We start from the raw sequence: 22,903 nt of genomic DNA on the forward strand, positions 1-22,903 counted from the left end.
CGTCCCCGGCCGGGCCGGGGACGGCACGTCACGTCACCGCCCCAGCAGGTTGCGCGCCTGACTGGCGATCTGCGCCAGCATCGCCGGGGTCACCGCAACCGCGTGCTCGGCGCGGTGGACGATGGCGCGGAAGGCGTTGATCGCGCTCATGTGTTCGCGGCCCCATGCCTCGGTCGCCGCGAGCGGATCGTTCTTGCCGGCCTTGGTGCGGGCGATGCCGCGCAGGAAGTCGAGGCGCATCTGCTGGAAATCGCGCGCGAGGCCGGCGACGAGCAGGCGCTCCCACGGGTCCGACGGGCTCATCATCGCCGCGCTCGCCTGCGCCCAGTCGAGGCCGAGGCCAGCCCCGACGCGGGTGAAGGCATTGACCAGCCGGCGCGGGGCGATGCCCGTCTCGGCCGCCAGCGCGGCGATGCCCACAGCGCCGTCGAGGTCGAACAGGTTGCCCACTTCGGCCGCGACGTCATCGGGAGCACCGAGTTCGGTGAGACCGGCGCGCAGCTTGCGCGAGTGCGCCAGGGTCCGCTCGCCCAGCAGTTCGACCGTATCGGTCGAGAGCGCGGCGATGCCCTTCTCCAGCTTCGCGGCGAGTTCGGACGGGGCGATGCGGCCCGCGCCGGCGCGCAGCAGGTCGGCCATGTGGCCGCGCACGGCATTTGCGACCATGTCGAACAGCGCCACGCGCGCGGGCTCGGCCATGGGCGCGACCTCGAGCCGCTCCCAAAGCGCGTCGAGCCCGAACAGCCGGTCCGCCAGCGCGAAGGCGGCAGCGATCTGCGCGAGATGCGCGCCTTCCTCCTCGGCCAGTTCGAACGGCGTGACGATGCCGAGGCGGTTGACGATGCGGTTGGCGAGCTTGGTGGCGATGATCTCGCGCGCCAGGCGGTGGCCCTTGATGAAGCGCGCGTATTTCTTCTGCATCGCCTCGGGGAAGGCATCGATGAGCATGTCGGTGAGGCTGGGATCGGAGGGCAGGTCGCTGTCCTCGATCGCCGCCTGCAGCACCAGCTTGCCGCTGGAAAGCAGCACCGCCAGTTCGGGCCGGGTCAGCCCCCGCCCGTCCTGCGCGCGGCGCGCCAGCACGTCGTTGTCGGCCAGTCCCTCGGTCCGGCGGTCAAGGTGGCCGCCCTCCTCCATCGTCTCGATCAGGCGGATCTGCGAGGGCATGACCTGCGCCCCCCCGCGCTCGGCGATCGAAAGCGCGAGCGCCTGGAGCCGGTTGTCCTCGAGCACCAGCGCGGCGACGTCGTCGGTCATCGAGCGCAGCAGTTCGACGCGGCCCGGCTCGGTCAGCTTGCCTGCGCGCCGGGCGGCGGCGAGCGCGATCTTGATGTTGACCTCGTTGTCCGAGCAGTCGACGCCCGCCGAATTGTCGATGAAGTCGGCGTTGATGCGCCCGCCGCGTCCGTCACTGCCTTTTTCGGCAAACTCGATGCGCCCGGCCTGCGTGACGCCAAGGTTCGCACCTTCGCCGATGACGCGCGCGCGCACTTCGTTACCGCTGATGCGCAGCGCGTCGTTGGTGGGATCGCCGACCTGGACGTTGTTCTCGGCCGAGGCCTTGACGTAGGTGCCGATGCCGCCGAACCACAGCAGGTCGACCGGCGCGCTGAGGATCGCGGTGATGAGCGAGTCCGGGTCGATCTCCTTCGCGTCGATGCCGAGCGCCGCGCGGATCTCATCGCTCAGCGGGATCGACTTGAGCTTGCGCGGGAACACGCCGCCGCCCTTGGAAATCAGTGCCTTGTCGTAGTCGTCCCAGCTGGAGACCGGCAGGTCGACCAGCCGCTGGCGTTCCTCCCAGCTCTTCGCCTGGTCCGGATCGGGGTCGAGGAAGATGTGGCGGTGGTCGAAGGCGGCTACCAGTTTGAGCGACTTCGACAGCAGCATGCCGTTGCCGAACACGTCGCCCGACATGTCGCCGCAGCCGACGACGCGCACCGGATCGACCTGCACGTCGACGCCGAGTTCGAGGAAGTGGCGCTGCACCGACAGCCACGCGCCCTTCGCCGTGATGCCCATCGCCTTGTGGTCGTAGCCGTTCGAGCCGCCGCTGGCGAAGGCGTCGTCGAGCCAGAACTGGCGGCGTTCGGCGATGCCGTTGGCGACGTCGGAGAACTTGGCTGTACCCTTGTCGGCGGCGACGACGAAGTACGGGTCCTCGCCGTCGAGCACGGTCACGCCCTCGGGGTGGACCACCTTGTCGGCGACGATGTTGTCGGTGATCGACAGCAGCGTGTCGACGAAGACCTCGTAGCTGGCCTGGCCCTCGGCCGCCCAGGCGGCGCGGTCTCGGGCGGGGTCGGGAAGCTGCTTGGGATAGAAGCCGCCCTTGGCGCCGGTCGGCACGATCACCGCGTTCTTGACGCGCTGCGCCTTCATCAGGCCGAGGATCTCGACGCGGAAGTCGTCGCGGCGGTCGGACCAGCGAAGCCCGCCGCGTGCGATCGGGCCGGCGCGCAGGTGGATGCCCTCGACGCGCGGCGAATAGACGAAGATCTCACGCCACGGCACCGGCTTGGGCAGGCCCGGAACCAGTGCGGAATCGAACTTGAAGGCCAATGCCACAGCGCCCGCCGGAGCGAAGGCATTGGTGCGCAGCATGGCGAGCACGATGTCGCGGAAGCCGCGCAGCAGGCGGTCGTCGTTGAGCGCGCTCACGCCGGCGAGGCCGGTGCGGATCGCCTCCTCGGCGTCCTTGCGGGCGGCGGCACGGTCGCCCTCGAATGCGGGATCGTGGATGGCGCGGAACAGATCGACGATCGCGCGTGTCACTGCCGGCGCACCCTGCAGGGCATCGACCACGGTGGGAATGCCCAGGTGCGTGCCGGCCTGCCGCAAGTAGCGATACCAGGCGCGCAGCCAGTTGGCCTGCGTGCTGGTGAGGCCCAGCCCCGGGACGAGGCGGTTGAAGGCGTCGTTCTCGGCCGCACCGTTGAGGACGCAGCGCATGGCGTCCTCGATCATCGGCGCCAGTTCGAGCACGTCGTGGGCGGGACGGCCCGCGCCCAGCTCGAGCGTGAAGTCGTGGATCGTGCCCAGCTTCCCCTTCTCCAACGGAGTCGGGATTTCGGCGAGGACGCGGAAACCGAAGTTCTCCAGCCCCGGGACGGCATCGGACAATGGCAACCCGCCCTCGGCCTGATAGACCTTGAGCCGCAGCTGGCCCGCCGCGTCACCCTCGCGCGAGTAGAGGCGCACGTCGCGGTGGTTGGCGCCGGCTTCGGCGGCTTCGCCCACGGCGATGCGGCGCATGTGGGTGATGTCGAGCGCGGCTTCGGCGGCGCCGTAGTCGCTGCGGTAGCCCATGGGGAACGCCTCGGCGTAGCGCCCGGCGACGGCGGCGGCGCGCCCCGGCTCCAGCGTGGTCGCCAGCGCCACCTCGACCGCCTCGGTCCAGCCGCGCAGCATGACCTGCAATTCGTGGTCGAGATCGGCCTCGGACGGCTCGTGGTTCCCCTCGCGCACGTCGAGCGTGTAGCGCAGCATGGCGAGGTTGCCCGCCTCCACCTGCAGGCTCCAGTCGAGCGTCGGAGCGTCGGCCGCGTCCTCGATCATCGCCTGGATACGGCGCTGGACCTGGGTTGAGAGCATGTCGCGCGGCAGCCACACGAAGGCGAAGATGTGCCGCATCAGCGGCGAACGCGCGATCAGCACACGCGGGCGCGGCCGGTCGACGAGGCCGGTCATGGTCATCGCCAGCCGCTCGACGTCGGCCTCGCCGAGCCCGATCACGAGGTCATGCGGCAGGCTGGTCAGCGCATGCGCCAGCGCCTTTCCGGTGTGGCCGGTGGGGTCGAGTTCCAGCCGCTGCGAGAACGCGGTAAGCTGCCCGCGCAGGCGCGGCACGCGGTCCGGCGTGGCGGCGAGCGCGGCGCTGGTCCACATGCCCGCGTGGACCGACAGCGCCGCCACCTTGCCGCCCTCGATCACCGGCACCAGGAACAGGTCGAGCGGGACGCGGCGGTGGACGGTGGCGATGCGGTTGGCCTTGATCGCCATCGGCGCATGGACCGGACCAGCCGCCAGCTGCGCGTCGAAGGCCGCGAAGGCGCGCTCGTAGCTGGCGTCGGAAAGCACGTCGTTCTTGTCGAGCCGGCAGACGCCGAGACAGTCGGTCCGGCTGCCGTCGCGTCCGCGCGTGACGTGCCCCAGCTGCGTGAGCATTCCGCCCGCGAACCAGCGCAGGAGTTCGGCGCCTTCCTTGTCCTCGACCCGCTCGGCGTCGGCGCGCATCGCCTCGACCATGCGCGGCCAGTCGGCGACGGCCGCGCGCACGTCTGCCAGCGTGGTTTCGAGCGAGCGCAGCAGTTCGCGGCGCTGTCGGGCATCGACGCGCGCGGTCTCGATGTAGATCATCGATTCGCGGCCCGTAGCTTCGGCGGCATCTTCCGGCAGGCCGGTCAGCTTGCCCTTGGCGTCGCGCTGGACAGGGACGACGGGGTGGACCAGCCGGTCGATGACGAGGCCCGCATCGGCCACCGCCGCCGCGACCGAGTCGACCAGGAACGGCATGTCGTCGTTGACGAGCGCGATGCGCAGCAGGCGCCGTTCCTCGCTGGCGGAGGCCAGTTCGACCGTGGGCTCACCCACGGTGCGGGTCTGGGCGGCGGATAGCAGGAAGCGCGCGGCCTCGTCGGTCCAGGCATCGGCATTGTCACCGGAGACGACGCTCTCCCCGGGGAGCAGCGCCCCCTTCAGGTGCTCGACGATCGCCTCGTGCAACACGGTGGCCGCCTGCGCCCCCCGCTTCTTGGAGGTCCGGGCCTTGCCGGGGACGGACAGTTCGCCTGCGCTCATACATTCTCCGCGATCGTCGATTTATGTTTTCGGTCGTATCCCGCTTCTGCGTCGGGACTGCGGCGCTGTGACCATATAGGCCCACGCTAACGATATGCACCCATCCGTCCGAGGAATTTACCCGGTATCGGACGGGACCGTCATATTCATGCTGCGCCCGCTGGTGCGACCCGAAGGGCAGCGCCTTCGTCAAATCGATTCGCCGCGCTTGTAACACAACACCCTTGACACGCAACATTAGTTCAAGGTCGCGCAAGTTGTTTTGGCGCACTCGCCTCGGCGATGTTCTCTATCGGATGATTGCACTGAACGATGCGAGGTGACTATCCCCGATGACAAGCGGATGCAGATCCGCCGCGAGGGGAAAGGACCGCCATGGCGCTCGCCGCATCGATCCGCGACAGGCTCACCCTGCCCGCATTCTGCGCGCCGATGTTCCTCTGTTCCACGCCCGCGCTGGCGGCCGCCTGCTGCAAGGCTGGCATCGTGGGCTCGCTCACCGCCAACCACTGCCGCGATCTCGAGGGCTTCGTCGCACAGCTCAGGGAGGTCGGCGAGGCGCTCGCCGCGTGGGCGGGCGAAGGACACGCTGCCTTGCCCGGCCCGCTAGCCGTCAATCTCGCACCCAGCATGGACACCGCCCTGTTCCGCGAACACCTCGCCGCCGCCAAAGCGCACGGGGCACGGATCGTCGTGACCTCGGTGGGCAATCCGGTGGCGGTCGGGCCGATGATCCGCGACCATGGCCTGCTGCACTTCCACGACGTCACTAACCTGCGCTTCGCCGAGAAGGCCGCGCAGGCCGGCGTCGACGGCATGATCGCCATCGGCGCGGGCGGCGGCGGACACTCGGGGACGATCAGCCACCTCGCCTTCATCCCCCAGATCCGCGCCATCTTCGACGGCACCGTCGTCATGGCCGGGGCGGTGACCACCGGCGCGGGGATCCGCGCGGCCGAGCTGCTGGGCGCCGACCTCGCCTACATGGGTACCCGCTTCATCGCCACGCGCGAGGCCGGGGCTCCCGATGCCTACAAGGCGATGCTGGTGGCCGGCGGGGTCGAGGACGTGATCTACACGCGCGGGGTCAACGGACTACCGGCGATGTGGCTCAAGACCTCGCTGCGGGAGGCGGGGCTCGACCCGGATGCGCTGTTCATCCCCGAGGGCCGCTCGACCGACCACCTCCCACCGGACCGCACACCCTGGCGCGACATCTGGAGCGGGGGTCAGGGCATCGGGCTCATCCACGACGCGCCGCCGGTGGCGGACCTCGTGCGCACCTTGCGCGCCGAGTATTTGGCGGCCTGCGCCCTGCCCGACATGGCGGAGGCTGCGCAGGCCGCGCAGGACAGCGGGCGTTAACAGCGCACTCCCCCCAACGGATTGGGGAGCTTAAATGCGATAAACCTGCGCGGCAGTGCCCCGGAACAGGCGGTCCTTCTCGTCCTCGGAGTAACCGGCGGCGAGCCGTTTGAAGGCATTCCATGTCGCGCCGTAGCTGGCCGCGCAGCGGTCGGGCGGAAAGTTGCTTTCGAACATCGCACGCGCCGGGGTGAAGGCCGCGATCGCCGTTTCCACCCGCGCTCGCCATTCGTGTGCAAGCTCCTCGCTCGTCCCCGGCCCGTCATCGGCGGTGAGCGTGCCGGCCACGTTCATGCCCATGCCCCCCAGCTTCACCCGGACGTTGGGGCGCAGCGCGAGGTCGCGGATGGCCTCGGACCACTGCGCGAACGCCTCGTCCGGCCGCCCCGCCCACGTCCCGCCGCACTCGGGTGTGCCGAGATGGTCGAGCACGATCGTCAGTCCGGGCACCGCGTCGGCCAGCGCGGCGAGTTCTCCCAGCTGGGTGTGGAGGCACCAGACGTCGAGACTGAGATCCAGCGCCGCTAGGGCCTGCGCCCCCTCGACGAAGGCCGGGCGCGTCATGACGCCCCTATGCGCGGGATCGCAGGGGTAGCCGAACAGGCGCTGCGCGCTCCACGCGGTTTCCATGCGGACGCCGCGAAAACGCGTCCCTGCCACGGCAAGGTGAGCTTCGAGAACATCGCGCACCCGCGCGCCGAGCGACAGGTCCGCGTTGCCGACGATGCGGTGGCCGAGGCGGGCGGGGCCGTAGCCGCCGCTGGCGCTCATCGCGGCAATGCCGTTCACGAACTCCGTCTCGCCCAGCGACCGCAGTTCCGGCGGGCCGTCGGCGCGGTACATCTGGCCGCATTCCACGTAGACGCTATGTGTCACCGCGTGGCCGCTGGCCGCGATCGCCGCCAGCGCCTCGTCGAACAGGAAGCGCTGAGGCTCGGGGTTGGGGCCAGAGTGGATGTGCCAGAAATGAAGATGCGGATCGACGATCGGACGCGCCGGGTCGATCGCCGCTTCGGCCTTGGTCATCGCTCGCTCTCCCCCGCGTCTGCTCCGCGTGGCAGGAGCGTAAAGCGCTCAGACGCCGGCGGCAATCCTGACGGCAGCAGTGCGATCCTCGAGCGCGCGGGCGGCGAGCACGAGCGCGCCCATCGGCCCGGCGTCGTCGCCCAGCAGCGGCGGAACGATCATGCCCGCCAGCTTCTCGCGGGTGCAGTCCCGCAGGTAGCCGCCGAGGAGCGCCGGCACGCGCGCGATAGCCATCGGCAGAAGCTGCGGCTGGCCCGCTGAAACCCCGCCGCCCACGATGATCCGCTGCGGCGAGACGGTCAGCACCAGCATCGCGAACAGTTCTGCCAGGTCGTGCGCGGCCATCTCCCACACCGGGTCGTCGGCCTCGGCGCGCGAAGGATGCGTGCCCAACCGCGCGGCGAGCGCGGGACCGGCGATGAGGCCCTCGATGCAGTCCGCGTGAAAGGGGCAGGCGCCGTCGAACTCGTCCCCCGCCGCGCGGCGCAGGCGGACGTGGCCGATCTCGGGGTGCAGCAACCCGTGCGCGGGCTCGCCGCCGATCAGCACGCCGCCGCCCACCCCGGTTCCGATGGTGAGGTAGACGAGGCTCTCGCAGCCCTGACCGGCGCCGAAGCGATGCTCGGCAAGTGCGGCGCCGTTGACGTCGGTGTCGATCGCCACCGGGCAGCCGAGGGCCGCCGTAATCGGCCCGGACACCGCCGCCCCGCTCCAGCCGGGCTTGGGCGTGTCGAGCATGAAGCCGTGGTCCGACGCTTCGCGGGAGACGCGCACCGGCCCGAAGCTGGCGATGCCCACCGCGTCGACCGGCTTGTCGTCGCGCCAGCCCTGGATCGCGTCGATCGCGCGGTCGAGCGTTTCGGTCGGCTCGGTGGTGGGAAATTCGAGACGCTCGTCGATGCGGCCCGGTGCCCCGAGCACGACCACCGTCTTGGTGCCGCCCAGTTCGATGCCCGCCAGCTTGTGCATGTCGCTCACCCGTCCTTCAGCGTGGCGGTCTCGCCATCGAGACGCAACTGCAGGAAGGGGGCGAAGGTTCCGCCGAAATGCATCCGCCCGGCCGGTTTCTCGCTCGCCTTCGCGTCGTCGATCCCCCAATAATCGATGAAGCTGGTCACCGAAAGGTCGGGCAGCACCCACCAGCTGTAGGCCTGGAACGGCTCCGCCTCGGGATTGGCGAAGACGAGGCCGTGGCCGTTGAGCAGGGCCCACGGTCCCTCGATCCGCTCGGCGACGGCGCCGTAGAGCCCGGTCGGCGCACCCACGCCCGGTGCGAATACCCGCGCCTGGGTGGACCAGAACAGGTAGAGCAGCCCACCGTGCGCAACGATGTGCGGGCGCTCCAGCTCGTTGTTGAGGCCCGATGCATCCACCAGCGGCGGGAGCTTCTCGAAGGTCCCGTCAAGCCTGCGCCGCGCGCAGCCGATGACGCCGTTGTGGCGCCCCAGATGGCGGGCGGAGGAGGCGGTGAACAGCAGGTATTGCCCGCCCTCCCCGGTGCGCCAGGTGGCGGGATCGCGGAACGCCTTGATCTCGCCGACCTGGCCACTGGCATCGTGGCGGCTCATGTAGATGACGTCGGCCGGTACGGCCAGTTCGACCGGCTCGGACCAGCCGGTGAACACGGCGCCCTCGTCGGCGGCGAGAAGCGTGGTCACGGCCAAGAGGCGCTGCTGGAATGTCGGGACCGGCTCCCCGCGCGCGCCCGCAGCGGTGAAGTAAAGCGTGACCAGTCCGTCCTCGTAAAGGGCTGAACCGGACCATTCGCGGCTGCCCGGCGTGAATCCGTCGTCAAACGTCGGTCCGAGGTGGACGAAGTCGCCCTCGATGCGATGGAAATGATGAATACGCGCAAGGTCGTGCCGGCCCTCGGGATCATCGAGCGCGGGCGCGGCGAGCGCGAACCACAATTCGCCGCCGCGCCAGCGCACCGGCATGCCCCGCCCGCAGGCGAGCGGCCAGGCGTCCCAGACGTCGAGATCGGGCGCGACGGGCCGCACGTCTCCCGCCGCGAAAACGGGCGCGCGCGGCAGGCCCCCGGCGGCCAACCCGGCGAGGTCCGCCGACGACCAGATCAGGGAAAGCGGAGACTCGGAGAGCGCGAAGGCGGGGTTCATCGAGCGACGGCGTACAATCGTTTGAAAATCGTTGTAAATGAAAAACACGCAACCCTTTGAAGACCCGTGGCTCGAGACATCACCTCGCCGTCGGAGCCTAAGGATAGCTCCTTAGGACACCTCCTAAGTAGCGGGCCTGCAATCGATTATCTTGGATACCGGCCTGTCAACTCACTTAATTTGTCGGTAACGGTGAGCGCCTGAGCCATCCGAAAGACGCCCATGCCCGAAGGCACCCGGCCGAGACTTTCATTGCTGCGCATCGTCGAGATGAACATCGGGTTCTTCGGCTTGCAGTTCAGCTTCGGGCTGCAGCAAGCGAACATGGGACCGATCTACGCCTATCTAGGCGCGAGCGAGGCGGTGATGCCTCTGCTCTGGCTGGCGGGTCCGGTGACTGGATTGCTGATCCAGCCGCTGGTCGGGGCGATGAGTGATCGCACCTTGGCGCGGATGGGGCGGCGCACGCCCTACTTCCTCGTGGGAGCGCTGCTGTGTTCTGCGGCACTGCTGCTGATGCCCAATTCCTCGGCGCTGTGGATGGCGGCGAGCCTGCTGTGGCTGCTCGACGCGGGCAACAACGTGACCATGGAGCCCTACCGGGCATACGTCGCCGACCGACTGGCGCCCGACCAGCGCCCGGTCGGTTTCCTGACGCAGAGCGCCTTCACCGGCCTTGCGCACACCCTGTCGTACCTCGCGCCCTCGCTGATGGCGAGCATGGTCGACCGGCATCTGCTGGGGCCGAGCGGCATCCCCGAGATCGTGCGCTGGGCCTTCATCATCGGCGCGGTGCTGTCGATCTCGACGATCCTCTATTCGATCACCCGCGTGCCCGAACTGCCCCTCTCGCCCGAGGAGCGCGCAGCCATCGCCGCCGACCCGCTCACCCCGCGCGCGACCTTGAGCGACATTCGCTCCGCCATCGCCGAAATGCCTCGCCCGATGCGCAGGCTGGCGCTCGCCATGCTGTGCCAGTGGTACGCGATGATGGTCTATTGGCAGTACATCGCCTTCGCCCTGTCGCGCTCGCTCCGCGGCACGGCAGACGTGAAGACAGAGGCTTTCCGGGATGCCGCCCTGACTGCGCAGCAACTGGGCGCGGTCTACAACGCGGTCGCCTTCGTGGCGGCGCTGGCGCTGATCCCGGTCGTGCGGCGACTGGGAGCGCGCGATGTCCACGTCGGCTGTCTCGCGGCTGCGGGGCTGGCGATGCTGATGGTCCCCTGGACCACCTCGTTGCCGCACCTCGCGATGCTGATGGTCGGCATCGGTCTGGGCTGGGCTGGCATGATGGGAAACACCTACGTGATGCTCGCCGATTCGATCCCGCCTGCGCGTAACGGCATCTACATGGGCATCTTCAACATGTTCATCGTCATCCCGATGCTGGTGGAGAGCCTGACGATGCCGCTGATCTACGGCCCCATCCTCGGCGGCGACCCGCGCAATGCGCTCGTGTTGGCGGGCATCCTGATGCTGCTGGGCGCCGCAGCGACGCTGTTCGTCGGCGCCGGTGGACCGGCTTCCAGGGCCCCGGCAGCTAACTGAACAAGTTACTTCCGGCAGCGCGATCCGGGTGTTAAGGGTCCCGCCTTATGGAGACAGGGGCGGGCGACAGCAACGAGGTTATCGGCGGCACGGACGCGTCCACGCCCGCCGTGGAAGTGCGCACGCTGGCGGATCTGGCGCGCGTCGCCGGGGTCTCGGCGGGTACGGTATCGCGCGCGCTGGCGGGCAAGGCGCTGGTCAATGCCGAGACGCGCGAGCGCATCCAGACGCTTGCCCGGCACTACGGCTTTCGCCCCAACCAGATGGCCAGCAAGCTACGCTCGCGACGCACCGGAGTCATCGGCGTGGTCATCCCGCTCGGCCACGAGAAGCGCCAGAGCATCTCAGACCCGTTCTTCCTCACCCTGCTCGGCCATCTGGCGGACCAGCTGACCGAGAGCGGCTACGACCTCATGCTCAGCCGCGCGATCCCCGACGGAACTTCGGACTGGCTGGAGCGCATCACCGGCTCGGGCATGGTCGACGGCGTGCTGGTGATCGGCCAGTCGGACCAGTCCGGCATCATCGACCAGGTCGCGGCCAACTACCGCCCGCTGGTCGTCTGGGGCAACTACCGCGAGGGACAGGTCCACTGCGTGGTCGGCACCGACAACGAGATGGGCGGGCGCCTGGCCGCCGAGCACCTGATCGCGTCGGGCGCCAAACGCCTCGCGTTCCTGGGCGACACCACCGGCATCGAGATCGACATGCGCCACCGCGGCGCGGCCTCCGCGGCGAAAGCGGCGGGGCTGCCGCTCGCCCACATTCCCATCAACCTCGCCACGACCGAGATGGGGCCCCAGATCAAGGCCGCGCTGGCCATGCCCGACATCGACTACGACGGCTTCGTCTGTGCCTCGGACCTGATCGCCATGTCGGCGCTGCGTGTGCTCTACGAAACCGGCCGCGCCGTTCCCGACGACGCGCAGGTGGTCGGCTTCGACGACCTGCCGATGGCCGCGCAGACCATGCCGCCGCTCACCACGATCCGCCAAGAGATCGCCGGGGGCGCCCGTGTCATGGTCGAGAACCTGAAGGCGCGCATCGAGGGCGAGAGCACCGACAGCCTCGCGATGCCTCCAAGCCTGATCGTCCGCCGCACCACGCGGGCATAACCCGCGGCGGACGACGGGGCTTCCCAAAGCACCCGTCCGCCCGCTACTCCAGCGCCCAGGCCCAGTACAGTCGAGGACGAGCGTGATTCCAGGTATTTCGGCGCAGGCCCCATGCTGATCGGGATCGACCTCGGCACGACCAACAGCGCGGTCGCCATCTGGCGCGGCGGCGAGGCGGAGCTGGTGCCCAATGCGCTGGGCGAACTGCTTACCCCCTCCGCCGTCAGCATCGCCAGGGACGGGCAGACCTGGATCGGCACTCCCGCGCTCGACCGCATGACCGTCCACCCGCAGGACACCGCCACCAGCTTCAAGCGCCTGATCGGCACCCAGCGAACCGCGCGCCTCGGCGGCAAGGAATACAAGCCCGAGGACGTCTCCGCCATCGTGCTGGGCGCGCTCGTCCGCGACGTCGAGGCTTTGACCGGCGAGAAGCCGACCGAGGCGGTCATCACCGTCCCGGCCTATTTCAACGACCGCCAGCGCAAGGCCACCCGCCGCGCCGGCGAACTGGCGGGCCTCACCGTGCGCCGCCTCATCAACGAGCCGACCGCCGCCGCGCTTGCCTTCGGCCTCCAGGACAAGGGCGACCGCGAGCCGTTCCTGGTGTTCGACCTCGGCGGCGGCACCTTCGACGTGTCGGTGGTCGAGATGTTCGACGGCATCGTCGAAGTCCGCGCCTCGGCGGGCGACAATCGCCTCGGCGGCGACGATTTCGACGATGCGCTCGCTGCTTTCGTAAAGCCGCGCCTCGATCCCGAGGGCCTGCTGGCGAAGCTGCCCGACGAGCGCCGCGACGCGGTGCTCAAGCGCGCTGCCGAAACCTGCCGCCGTGCGCTCAGCACCGCGAGCGAGGCGGAATTCGCGCTGACGGTGGAGGAGGTCCGCCTCTCCACCATGGTCACCGAGGCCGAGTTCGAGGCCGCCGCCGAACCGCTCGTCCGCCGCCTGCGCGAGCCGGTGGTGCGCGCCCTGCGGGACAGCGCGATCGAGGCGGCGGAATTGTCCGACGTGGTGCTGGTCGGCGGAGCTACGCGCATGCCGGTGGTGCGCAAGGCTATCACCCGCCTGTTCGGCCGCTTTCCCAATTCCTCGGTCCATCCCGACCACGCGGTCGCTCTGGGCGCGTCGATCCAGGCCGGACTCGTCGGCCGCGATGCCGCGCTCGACGAGATCCGCATCACCGACGTCTGCCCCTTCACGCTCGGCATCGAAATCGCCGAGCAGGACCGTTTCGGCGGCCTCCAGCGCGGGCTGTTCTCGCCGATCATCGAGCGCAACACCCCCGTACCCGTCAGCCGCGTCAACAGCTACTCGACCATGGGCGACGGGCAGAAGCAGATCGAATTCGGCATCTACCAAGGCGAGGCGCGCGAGGTTTCGGGCAACGTCAAGCTGGGCCAGCTGGTCGTCCCGGTGCCGCCGCGTCCGGCGGGCGAAGTCAGCGCGGAAGTGCGCTTCTCCTACGACAGTTCGGGCCTGCTGGAAGTCGACGTCCACGTCCCCGCCAGCGGCCAGAGCCACAACCTCGTCATCGTTGACGAGGAGGACCGGCCGGACAGGAAGGACATCGAGAAGCGCCGCGCCGCGCTCGCCGGGCTCAAGCACCACCCGCGCGAGGAAGCCGGCCACGTCGCCCTGATGGCGCGCGCCGAACGCGCCTACGAGGACCACATCGGCGAAGTGCGGCAGGCGATCGGCCACTGGATCACCGAGTTCGTCGGCGCGCTGGACACGCAGGACCCGCGCCGCATCGCCGACGCGCGCGGCTTCCTCAACGCCCGCCTCGACGAAATCGACAGCGCCAGCCCGCTGTGAGCCCGCGCCCGTGAGCGACTTTCCGTGGTCCGCGCTTGGCATCGACGCGACGGGCGACGCCCGCGCGATCCGCAGCGCCTACGCCGCGCGCATCAAGTCGATGGACCTCGACGCCGATGTCGATGGGTACGCCCTGCTGCGACAGGCACGCGACCAGGCGCTGCGCCTGGCGAAGGGCATGGCGCCGCCGCCCGTGGAAGCAGAGCCCGACGTCGAAGAAGGCCCGATCGAACCCGGCGAGGACAGCGCCCCGCCGACATGGCGGTTCTCGGCTCTGACGCTGGACGGCGAATGGGCCGCCGACCTCGCGCTTTCCGCTCCGGCCCCCGCAGCCACCGACCAACTGATCGACCGCATCTCGCCGGATCTTTCAGCCAAGGGCGGACCCGGCTCCTCCATCCTGCCTGCCAACACGGATTCCTTCGCCGCACCTTTGCTCGAGGGCCGCGCTGATGGGGGGGACGTGAGCCAGGAGGCGCTGCAATCGCCGTTCGCACGCCTCTCCGCGATGCTCGATACCAGCGGGCCGGCCGGTGTCGCGCCGATGGACAGGGCCGAGGAAACCCGCGCTCTCACGATCCTGCGCGCAGTGCTCGACGTGGTCTACCACTCCAACGTCACCCGGCAGGACGAAATGGAGGCATGGCTGCTCGACATGTTCGTCGATGCCTGGCCCCGCAGCGGGCCGCTGGTCGAGGAGGCCAACACCGTCTTCGCGTGGGACAGGGAGTGGGACAAGGTCGATGCGCGGCCCGCCGTCGCCTACCTCGGCACGCACCTGCGCGCGCACCGCTTCCACGCGAAGGTCCAACGTCCGGAGCACCGCTTCCACAAGGCATGGACGGAACTTAGACGCCCAGGCCGTGCCGGTCCTCTGCGCGCCCTAAGCGCCAACGGCGCAGACGTGCGGCAATTGCTCGCAGGCATCCGCAAGCGTTTCCCCGAACTGGAAGACCACCTCGACGCCGACCGCATCGCCTCGTGGGAAGGCGGCAGCGCCTGGCCGACGGTAGCGATCGCGTTGCTGGCGCTGGCACTGCTCAGCTTCCTCGCCAGCCTGGGAGATTCCGCGCCCCGCCCGTCATCCGCGCCTAACATCGTCGGCGGCACGCAGTTTGCTGCCGACATGCGCACCATCCACGCGGCAAACGTCGAGGCTGTCGCCGAAACCTTTGGCGCAGGGCACGACCCCGGTTGGCTGCGGCAACAGGACTCCAGCCTCTCGGTCGCCATCGAGAACCTGAGCCGCGCCGCCGTGCAGTCGGGCGAAGGCAATGGGGGAGCCGCCAATCACGCCGTCGAGTTCGTGCGCCGGCGCCTCTACCTCAACGGCCGCGCCACCACCGGCGAGGACTTCGAGCGCACCATGCGCCTGCGCCTCGACCTGCTGAAAGCGGCGCAGGCAAAGGACACCGCGACCTGCCTGCTCTACCTCAACGCCGGCCAGCTTCCCGCCGCCGTCCCGGTACCCTGGACAGTGCGCACACGCGAGCGCGAGCTTGCCGCGTCCTTCGCCGAACGCGGACTACTCGGCCAGCCTGCGCTTTCGGGCCCGACCACCGCCAGCGTCCCCGGTGCGCTCGTCGCCAATGTGATCGCGGCCACGAAGCTGCCCAAGGCCGACGTCGCACAGGCCATGCAGGGCAAGGGCCCGGACACCAACCGCTGCGCCGTCTCGATCGCGCTGCTGAAGGCGACGCTCGGCTGAGAAGGCGATGCTCGCCGCGCGATCCTGCTGACGTTGTAGGCCCCCTCTGGCGCTGGGCCTACGCGCTTCCCATGTACAGGGAAACCCGGAGAGCCCCCATGTCGATCCGTCCCTTGCCCGTCCTCGCCACCGCCGCCGCGCTCGGCCTCGCCGCCGTGGGCCTTGCCTCGTGGCCAGAGACGCCCGCCAATGCCGCAGCCTTCCCTGCCCCTCCCGCCGAGAAGGCCGGCAGCGGTGACCAGGTCGCCGTCCTCGCGGGCGGTTGTTTCTGGGGCATCGAGGGGCTGTTCGAGCATGTGAAAGGCGTGAAATCCGTGACGGCTGGATATGCCGGCGGCGCGCGGAAGGACGCCACTTACGGCGCTGTCTCTACGGAAAAGACCGGCCATGCCGAGGCCGTGCGCATCGTCTACGATCCCACCAAGGTGAGCTACGGCACGCTGCTCAAGGTGTTCTTCTCGGTCGGGCACGATCCGACGCAGGTGAACCGCCAGTTCCCCGATGTCGGCCCCAGCTACCGCTCGGCGGTGTTCCCGCAGAACGATGCGCAGAGGCAGGTCGCCGCCTCTTACATCGCCGCGATCGGCCAGGCGGGGGTCTATTCAAAGCCAGTGGCGACGAAGATCGAGACCGGCGCCTTCTACCCGGCCGAGAGCTACCATCAGGACTTCCTGCGGCGGAACCCGACCAACGGCTACATCCGCCGCTACGACGCGCCCAAGCTGGACGCGCTGAAAAAGACCTGGCCGGCGCTGTACCGCTGAGGCGGCGGCCTAGAGCGCCAGCCCCGCCGCGCGGGCGCTGGCCCAGGCCCACTGGAAGTTGTAGCCGCCGAGCCAGCCGGTGACGTCCACCGCCTCGCCGATCGCGTAGAGCCCCGGGCTCTTGCGAGCTTCCATGGTCTTGGACGACAGTTCGGCAGTGTCGATGCCGCCGGCGGTGACTTCGGCCTTGGCGTAGCCTTCCGAGCCATCGGGCAGGAACGGCCAGCGCGCCAGCCGGGCCTCGGCGGCGCTCAGGACCTTGTCGGTCAGGCTGCCCATCTCGCCCTCGATGCCGAGCCTTGCGAACAGCGCGTCGGCCAACCGCTCGGGCAGGCCATCGCCCATCGCCTTGCGGAACGACAGGCGCGGGCGCTCGCGCTTGATGGCCTTGAGCCAGCCGTCGACCCGGTCGGGGACGAACTGGGCGGTCACGGTGTCACCGCGCTGCCAGTAGCTCGATATCTGGAGGATCGCCGGGCCGGAAAGGCCACGGTGCGTGAACAACGCCGCCTCGCGGAATGCAGCTTTCCCGCACCGCGCGACGATCTCGGTCGAAACGCCCGAGAGTTCGCGGAACAGCGCTTCGTCGCCGGGTAACGTCAGCGGCACGAGCGCGGGGCGCGGCTGCACCACCTTGAGCCCGAACTTGCGCGCAAGGTCGTAGGCGAATCCGGTCGCGCCCATCTTCGGGATCGATGGGCCGCCCGTCGCGATCACCAAGGCCGGGGCCGTGGCGACGTTCCCGCCGTATTCAACCCGGTAGCGGCCGTCCGCATGCTCGACCGCGCCGACCGCGTCGCCGCAGTTCAGCACGACGCCGCCCTTGTCGCACTCCTCCAGCAGCATGGCGACGACCTGTTTGGCCGAGCCGTCACAGAACAGTTGCCCCAGCGTCTTCTCGTGCCAGGCGATGTCGTAGGATTCCATCAGCGACAGGAAATCCGCCGGCGTGTAGCGGCTGAGCGCGGACTTGGCGAAGTGCGGGTTGCTGGCGAGATAGCGGTCCGGCGCGGTGTGGATGTTGGTGAAGTTGCAGCGCCCGCCGCCCGAAATCACAATCTTCTTGCCCGGCTCGGCCGCATGGTCGAGCAGCAGCACGCGCTTGCCGCGCTGGCCCGCCGTGGCCGCGCAGAACAGGCCGGCCGCGCCCGCGCCGAGCACTATCGCGTCGTATTCGCTCATGCCGGGAGGAGGTCCAGCGCCACCGCCTCGGCGACACGGATGCCGTCTACGGCGGCGGAGAGGATGCCGCCCGCGTAGCCCGCCCCCTCGCCCGCCGGGTAGAGGCCGCGCGTGTTGAGGCTCTGGAAGTCACGGCCGCGCGTCATGCGCACCGGCGAGGAGGTGCGCGTCTCAACGCCGGTCATGATGACGTCGGGGTGGTCGTAGCCGGGCACCTGGCGGCCGAACACCGGCAGTGCCTCGCGGATCGCCTCGATGACGAAGTCGGGCAAGCACTGCGCGAGGTCGGTGAGATGGACGCCGGGCTGATAGCTGGGGATCACCTCGCCCAGTTCGGTGGACGCACGGCCGGCGAGGAAGTCGCCTAGCTTCTGCCCCGGCGCCTTGTAGTTCGATCCGCCCGCGGCGAAGGCCAGCTTCTCGAACTTGCGCTGAAGGGCGAGGCCCGCAAGCGGGTGGCCGGGGAAGTCGCGCTCGGGCGTGATGTCGACGACGAGGCCGGAGTTGGCGTTGAACTCGGCGCGCGAATACTGGCTCATGCCGTTGGTGACGACGCCGCCCTCCTCGCTCGCGGCGGCCACCACGCGCCCGCCCGGGCACATGCAGAACGAGTAGACGGTGCGATCGTTCTTCGCCTTGTAAGAGGTGGCGTACGACGCCGCCCCGAGGATCGGGTTGCCGGCGCAGGGGCCGAAGCGCGCCTTGTCGATCCAGCCCTGCGGGTGCTCGATGCGCACGCCGATCGCGAAGGGCTTGGCCTCGATGAAGACGCCCCGGTCGTGCAGCACTTCGAAGGTGTCGCGCGCCGAGTGGCCGACCGCCATGATGACGTGCTGCGTCTCCAGCAGTTCGCCGGTCGAGAGATGCAGGCCGGTCAGGCGGCGGGTGCCGTCGGCGTCCTCCGTGATCGCAAAGTCGTCGACGCGGGTGCCGAAACGGTATTCGCCGCCGAGCGCCTCGATCGTCTCGCGCATCGACATCACCATGGTGACGAGGCGGAAGGTGCCGATATGCGGGTGCGCCTCGGTGAGGATATCCTCGGGCGCGCCGGCCTTGACGAACTCGGTCAGCACCTTGCGGCCCAGGTGGCGCGGGTCCTTGATGCGGCTGTAGAGCTTGCCGTCGGAGAACGTGCCCGCCCCGCCCTCCCCGTACTGGACGTTGCTTTCCGGGTTAAGTTCGGAGCGGCGCCACAGGCCCCAGGTGTCGCGGGTGCGCTCGCGCACGGCCTTGCCGCGCTCGATGATGATGGGTTTGAGGCCCATCTGCGCGAGGATCAGCGCGGCGAGCAGGCCGCAGGGTCCGGCGCCGATCACCACGGGGCGCGGGCCGGAGTAGTCCTCGGGGGCGGTGGTGACGAACCTGTATGCAGTGTCGGGCGCTGGCCGAACGTGCGGGTCGCCGGGGAAGCGGGAGAGCACATCGGCTTCATCGCGCACGGCGACATCGAGGGCGTAGACCAGCTTGATAGCGTTCTTGCGCCGCGCGTCGTTGCCCCGGCGCACGACGGTAACCCGCTCGAGGTCGGAGGGCGCGATAGCGAGGCGTTCGATCACCGCCGCGTCGAGGTCGGCGGGGGTGTGGTCGAGGGGCAGTGCGAGATCGGTCAGGCGAAGCATCGGTGCGCCTTTATACGCTCGCGCGGCGCAGCGCCATCACCCGCTTTCGACCTCGGCGGCTCAGGCGAGCCTCTGCGCCAGCCACTCCGATGCTTCGGTCAGCGCCCTGTCGGCGATGCGCGAGACCGACATGGCTTCGAGGAAACTGTGCGTCGCGCCGTCGTAGATGTGCATCTGCGTATCCACGCCGGCGTCGACCAGCCGCTCGGCCATTGCCACGTTCTCGTCGAGCAGGATGTCGCAGCGCGCAGTGCAGAGCCAGGTCGGCGGCAGGCAGGACAGGTCGGCATGGAGCGGGCGCGCCAGCGGGTCGGGCGGGGACGTGGCCCAGTCGTCGCCGAGATAGCTGGCCCAGAACTCGTCCATCTCCGGCCCGGTGAGCATGTAACGATCGCCGTCGCCATAGCGCTCGTAGCTTGGCGCCCAGGTTCCGTCGAATGCACCGTAGTTCAGCAGCAGGCCGCGCGGCATCGGCCCACCCTCCGCGCGCAGGCGCAGCGCCGCCGATACCGAGAGGTTCGCGCCCGCGCTGTCGCCGCCGATGGCAAAGCGCGAAGCGTCCAGCCCGTGTTCGCTCCCGTGCGCCTGCAGCCAGCCGAGCACGTCGGCGATGCTGCGGGGCGCGGCGGGGAAGCGGCTTTCCGGTGCCAAGGGGTAGTCGATGCCCAGCACCGCGACGCCCGCCCGCTCGGCATATTCGCGCATCAGGCGGTCGTGGCTGTCGATGCTGAAGAGCGTCCAGCCGCCGCCATGCAGATAGACGAGCACCGGGAGATCGGCGCCCGTCGTCGGTCGGTGGATACGGATACGGATACCCGAAACGCCGACGGTGAGCGTTTCGCTCGCCGCCATGGCCGGGCCGCCCTGCTGCAAGGGCGCGCGCTGCGCCTCGGCGATCGCGCGGCGCTCTACCGGCGTGAGGCCTGGCCGCGAACCGAGAGCCGCCGACGACGCGAACATCCGGCCAAGCCAGTCGCGGATCTCGGGATCGACGTCGTCGTCCGGGAAGACGGCTTCGTTCACCCGTGCACCTTGCGGCCGCCGAGATGCGTGGAGACGACCTTGGTCTTGTCCAGCGTTTCCGGGTCGATCGTCGTCAGGTCGCGGTCCCAGGCCACGAAGTCGGCCAGGCGGCCGGGGGCGAGCGTGCCGGTATGCGCCTCGTGCCGCCCGGCGTAGGCGGCACCGCGCGTGTAGGCGAGCATCGCGTCGTGGATCTCCACGCGCTGCTCGGGATACCAGCCCTTGGGATTCGCGCCGTCCAGCGTCTCGCGCAGGGTGGCGGCCTTGAGGCCCGTCAGCGGATCGAGCGGGGCGACCGGCCAGTCCGACCCGAAGGCGACGTGCGCGCCGCTGCGCAGAAGCGATTCGAAGGCGTAGGTGGTCTTCAGGCGTTCGGGACCGATACGGCGCACCGCCCAGCGCCCGTCGTCGATCGCATGGTAGGGCTGGACAGAGGCGATGACGTCCTGCTGCGCGAAGCGGCCGATGCTGGCGGGATTGAGGTGCTGCGCGTGCTCGATCCGCGAGCGGCGATCGCGCGGGCCATTCGCGGCTGCGACGTCCGCCAGCACGTCGAGCACGGTGTCATTGGCGCGGTCGCCGATGGCGTGGGCGGCGATCTGGAGGCCGGCGGCGTCGGCCGCGCGGGCGAGTTCGAGCAGTTCCTTGGGGTCGGTGACCATGATGCCGTGAGTCGAGGGATCGTCGAGATAGGCTTCGTAGAACAGCGCCGTGCGCGAACCGAGCGAGCCGTCGAACACGACCTTGCAGCCGCCCCAGCGCACGAGGTCGTCGCCGCGCCCTTCGGCGGCGATGAGATCGCGCAGGCGGGCCCAGTCCTTGAGCGGGATCATCGAGTAGAAGCGCATCGGCAGGTCACCGGAGGCGCGCATCCGACGGGCGGAATCGAAGGTTCGCCAATCCATCCCGGCCTCGTGGACCTGCGTCACGCCCTTCGAGAGAGCCAGTGCGATGCCGCGCCGGTTGATCGCGTCGGTGGCCGCGTCAGACGGCGCCGGGATGCGGGCGAGCGCCATGTCCTTGGCCGCGTCCTTGAAGATGCCGGTGAGGCGGCCCTTGGCGTCTCGTCCGATGACGCCGCCCTCGACGTCGGGCGTGTCCTCGCCCAGCCCGAGCACTTCAAGCGCGCGGCTATTGAGCAGCGCCATGTGCAGGTCGTAGCGCAGCACGGCGACAGGCGTGTTCGGGCTGACCGCGTCGATCCAGTCGCGCGAGGGGAGTTCGCCGCCCCAGCGGTCGTTGTCCCATTCGCCGCCCTGGATCCAGACGCCGGCCGGCAGAGCGCGTGCCGCTTCGCCGATACGGCGAGCGAACTCGGCGCGGCCCGGGGCATCGCGGAGCGAGGGCTGGCCGATCATCGAGGAGCCGATCGTGAAATGGACGTGGCTGTCGGTGAACCCCGGTGTCACGAAGGCGCCGCCAAGATCGATCACCCGCGTCCGCTTGTCGGCAAGGCTGCGCGCGGCTTCGTTGCCCAGCGCGGCGATGCGGCCACCTGTGAGGCCGAGCGCATCGGTGAAGATCTCACGCCCCTCCCCCGTCCATATCCGGCCGTTGGTGTAGATCGTGTCAACCGTGGCTCCGCGCGCGAAGGCCGCCTGCCGCAGCAGCAGAGGCGCTGAGGCAGCGCCTGCCGTGGCCGAAAGGAAGGTGCGGCGGTCGAGTATCTTCATGGCGGGTCCGATTTCCTGACTTGGAGCATCGGTCATATCCAATGCGGCGTCCACGGCAACGGGCCAACTCGGACCCGGGCGGCGGGGCCAGAGCCGCCGTCAGACCGGGACCGGACCAGCGAGCCCGATTTCGGAGAAGTAGCGGGCCATGGCGCGCTCCGCCTTGTCGCTCAGCGCGATGAAGGCGCGGCGGCGGTCGACGTGGTCGCTCACGCGCTCGAACAGGTCGGCCTCGACCATCTGGCCGATCCAGCGCAGCGCGGTGGTGGGCGGGACGGCGGCGGCGATGCACAGCGAGGTGACCGAAACCTGCTTGCCCTCGATCCGCGCGGCGGTGAGGTCGAGCAGCATGTCCCAGGCGGGATCGGCGAACAGGTCGCCGTCAAAGAAGCGGGCGCGCAGCTGGCGCTGGCGGATGATCCGGCGCACCAGCTTCGCGTCGGGAAGCTGGCCTTCGTCGGCGGGAGCGAGCGCGGGCGGCGCGGGGGCAGGTGCGGCCTGACCATCGAAGGCAAATGCCGACCCGGACCCGCGCGGGTCCAGCCTTTCGATGCGACCGGCGATCTGACCGACCTGCTCAGTCAGGCGCAGCAGCATCAAGCGGTCGTCGTCCGACAGTTCGCGCAGGCGCCCGGACGGGAAGCCCGCCAGCACCTGCCCCAGAGCGATGACGCGTTCGGCGCGGTCCGGATCGACCAGCAGGATCGGCGAGGACTGGTCCATGCAGGCGAACACGTCCTCGAGCGCATCGACGCTGGTCGAGACGATCAGCCGTGCCTCGCCGTGGCGCGCGCTCATGTCGAGCCGGGCGAGCGCGGCAAGCGCGGCGCCGTCAACCTGCGGGCAATCGACCATGATAACGTCGCCGAGCGGCCGCTCCGCGCCGAGGAGCAGGTCGATCAGCGGGCCAGCCGCCATCACCGTGAGTCCTGCCGCCGTCGCATCCTCGCGCAGCGTGGCGCGCAAGTGCGGCCGGTCTGCGTAGATCGACAGCGCAACCGGGACGTCGCCGTCCGGGCTCCGCGCCTGGCCGTAAGCGAAATCCGGTTGGGAGAAGCTGCCTTGCATGGATGTTCCGACTCCTTGGATGGCCGGAACATATTTCGAACGGAGCGCGGCTGGGGTTAAAATACTGCAAGCGC

The 22,903-nt window shown here is 69.6% G+C and carries 15 protein-coding genes; 6 read left to right on the plus strand and 9 right to left on the minus strand.

All coding sequences use genetic code 11. From position 1 onward, the window contains the following. Positions 1-33: 33 nt before the first annotated feature. Positions 34-4,800, minus strand: coding sequence for an NAD-glutamate dehydrogenase domain-containing protein (locus PMI02_RS08665; RefSeq protein WP_007681611.1), 4,767 nt, complete (start codon positions 4,798-4,800; stop codon positions 34-36). Between the two features lie 375 nt (positions 4,801-5,175). On the opposite strand from PMI02_RS08665, the gene PMI02_RS08670 reads away from it, so the two are divergent. After that, complete coding sequence (locus PMI02_RS08670) at positions 5,176-6,165, plus strand: nitronate monooxygenase family protein (RefSeq protein ID WP_007681612.1); 990 nt, start codon at positions 5,176-5,178, stop codon at positions 6,163-6,165. 30 nt (positions 6,166-6,195) lie between these two features. Here the strand turns inward: PMI02_RS08670 and PMI02_RS08675 are convergent, their stop codons facing one another. The 3 genes from PMI02_RS08675 to PMI02_RS08685 are packed head-to-tail and all read right to left on the minus strand — an operon-like array spanning position 6,196 to position 9,308. Further along, positions 6,196-7,191, minus strand: a complete 996-nt coding sequence (locus tag PMI02_RS08675) for an amidohydrolase (protein WP_007681613.1) — start codon at positions 7,189-7,191, stop codon at positions 6,196-6,198. Positions 7,192-7,239: 48 nt separating this feature from the next. Then, positions 7,240-8,160 carry an ROK family protein gene (locus tag PMI02_RS08680; RefSeq protein WP_007681614.1) on the minus strand — a complete coding sequence of 307 codons (921 nt, stop codon included), beginning with the start codon at positions 8,158-8,160 and terminating at the stop codon, positions 7,240-7,242. Between the two features lie 5 nt (positions 8,161-8,165). Beyond that, positions 8,166-9,308, minus strand: a complete 1,143-nt coding sequence (locus tag PMI02_RS08685; protein WP_007681615.1) for a glycoside hydrolase family 68 protein — start codon at positions 9,306-9,308, stop codon at positions 8,166-8,168. A 222-nt stretch (positions 9,309-9,530) separates the two neighbouring features. On the opposite strand from PMI02_RS08685, the gene PMI02_RS08690 reads away from it, so the two are divergent. From PMI02_RS08690 to msrA, 5 genes are all read left to right on the plus strand, one after another. Next, positions 9,531-10,859 carry an MFS transporter gene (locus tag PMI02_RS08690; RefSeq protein ID WP_007681618.1) on the plus strand — a complete coding sequence of 443 codons (1,329 nt, stop codon included), beginning with the start codon at positions 9,531-9,533 and terminating at the stop codon, positions 10,857-10,859. A 47-nt stretch (positions 10,860-10,906) separates the two neighbouring features. Beyond that, positions 10,907-11,974, plus strand: a complete 1,068-nt coding sequence (locus PMI02_RS08695; RefSeq protein WP_007681620.1) for a LacI family DNA-binding transcriptional regulator — start codon at positions 10,907-10,909, stop codon at positions 11,972-11,974. A 111-nt stretch (positions 11,975-12,085) separates the two neighbouring features. Then, positions 12,086-13,792 carry an Hsp70 family protein gene (locus PMI02_RS08700; RefSeq protein WP_007681621.1) on the plus strand — a complete coding sequence of 569 codons (1,707 nt, stop codon included), beginning with the start codon at positions 12,086-12,088 and terminating at the stop codon, positions 13,790-13,792. A 10-nt stretch (positions 13,793-13,802) separates the two neighbouring features. Then, the gene (locus PMI02_RS08705) at positions 13,803-15,500 is read left to right on the plus strand and encodes a hypothetical protein (protein ID WP_007681623.1); all 1,698 of its coding nucleotides are present in this window, start codon (positions 13,803-13,805) and stop codon (positions 15,498-15,500) included. Positions 15,501-15,598: 98 nt separating this feature from the next. Then, positions 15,599-16,264: a peptide-methionine (S)-S-oxide reductase MsrA gene (gene msrA, locus PMI02_RS08710; protein WP_007681625.1), complete on the plus strand. Its 666-nt coding sequence runs from the start codon at positions 15,599-15,601 to the stop codon at positions 16,262-16,264. Positions 16,265-16,273: 9 nt separating this feature from the next. Here the strand turns inward: msrA and PMI02_RS08715 are convergent, their stop codons facing one another. The 5 genes from PMI02_RS08715 to PMI02_RS08735 all read right to left on the minus strand — a co-directional run bounded on the left by PMI02_RS08715 (position 16,274) and on the right by PMI02_RS08735 (position 22,829). Next, entirely contained in the window at positions 16,274-17,446 is a 1,173-nt protein-coding gene (locus PMI02_RS08715) for an NAD(P)/FAD-dependent oxidoreductase (protein WP_007681627.1), read from the minus strand. Further along, positions 17,443-19,065, minus strand: coding sequence for an NAD(P)/FAD-dependent oxidoreductase (locus PMI02_RS08720; RefSeq protein ID WP_007681629.1), 1,623 nt, complete (start codon positions 19,063-19,065; stop codon positions 17,443-17,445). The genes PMI02_RS08715 and PMI02_RS08720 overlap by 4 nt, the downstream gene beginning before the upstream one ends. A 60-nt stretch (positions 19,066-19,125) precedes the next feature. Then, a complete protein-coding gene (locus PMI02_RS08725; protein WP_007681633.1) occupies positions 19,126-20,088 on the minus strand; it encodes an alpha/beta hydrolase in 963 nt (320 codons plus the stop codon). After that, positions 20,085-21,761, minus strand: coding sequence for an amidohydrolase (locus PMI02_RS08730; RefSeq protein WP_007681636.1), 1,677 nt, complete (start codon positions 21,759-21,761; stop codon positions 20,085-20,087). The genes PMI02_RS08725 and PMI02_RS08730 overlap by 4 nt, the downstream gene beginning before the upstream one ends. A gap of 99 nt (positions 21,762-21,860) precedes the next feature. Continuing rightward, positions 21,861-22,829 (minus strand): MarR family winged helix-turn-helix transcriptional regulator, encoded by a 969-nt coding sequence (locus PMI02_RS08735; protein ID WP_007681639.1) that lies wholly within the window; start codon positions 22,827-22,829, stop codon positions 21,861-21,863. Between the last annotated feature and the right edge of the window lie 74 nt (positions 22,830-22,903).

It is taken from the genome of Novosphingobium sp. AP12, assembly GCF_000281975.1.
In the GTDB taxonomy this organism is placed as follows: domain Bacteria; phylum Pseudomonadota; class Alphaproteobacteria; order Sphingomonadales; family Sphingomonadaceae; genus Novosphingobium.

What these genes read in the sequence shown, in the direction of transcription:
- PMI02_RS08680 (WP_007681614.1), bottom strand. Translation starts at nt 8,160, where the DNA reads ATGCACAAGCTGGCGGGCATCGAACTGGGCGGCACCAAGACGGTGGTC.
- PMI02_RS08685 (WP_007681615.1), bottom strand. Translation starts at nt 9,308, where the DNA reads ATGAACCCCGCCTTCGCGCTCTCCGAGTCTCCGCTTTCCCTGATCTGG.
- PMI02_RS08715 (WP_007681627.1), bottom strand. Translation starts at nt 17,446, where the DNA reads ATGAGCGAATACGACGCGATAGTGCTCGGCGCGGGCGCGGCCGGCCTG.
- PMI02_RS08735 (WP_007681639.1), bottom strand. Translation starts at nt 22,829, where the DNA reads ATGCAAGGCAGCTTCTCCCAACCGGATTTCGCTTACGGCCAGGCGCGG.
- PMI02_RS08690 (WP_007681618.1), top strand. Translation starts at nt 9,531, where the DNA reads ATGCCCGAAGGCACCCGGCCGAGACTTTCATTGCTGCGCATCGTCGAG.
- PMI02_RS08670 (WP_007681612.1), top strand. Translation starts at nt 5,176, where the DNA reads ATGGCGCTCGCCGCATCGATCCGCGACAGGCTCACCCTGCCCGCATTC.
- PMI02_RS08720 (WP_007681629.1), bottom strand. Translation starts at nt 19,065, where the DNA reads ATGCTTCGCCTGACCGATCTCGCACTGCCCCTCGACCACACCCCCGCC.
- msrA (WP_007681625.1), top strand. Translation starts at nt 15,599, where the DNA reads ATGTCGATCCGTCCCTTGCCCGTCCTCGCCACCGCCGCCGCGCTCGGC.
- PMI02_RS08695 (WP_007681620.1), top strand. Translation starts at nt 10,907, where the DNA reads ATGGAGACAGGGGCGGGCGACAGCAACGAGGTTATCGGCGGCACGGAC.
- PMI02_RS08675 (WP_007681613.1), bottom strand. Translation starts at nt 7,191, where the DNA reads ATGACCAAGGCCGAAGCGGCGATCGACCCGGCGCGTCCGATCGTCGAT.
- PMI02_RS08665 (WP_007681611.1), bottom strand. Translation starts at nt 4,800, where the DNA reads ATGAGCGCAGGCGAACTGTCCGTCCCCGGCAAGGCCCGGACCTCCAAG.
- PMI02_RS08700 (WP_007681621.1), top strand. Translation starts at nt 12,086, where the DNA reads ATGCTGATCGGGATCGACCTCGGCACGACCAACAGCGCGGTCGCCATC.
- PMI02_RS08730 (WP_007681636.1), bottom strand. Translation starts at nt 21,761, where the DNA reads ATGAAGATACTCGACCGCCGCACCTTCCTTTCGGCCACGGCAGGCGCT.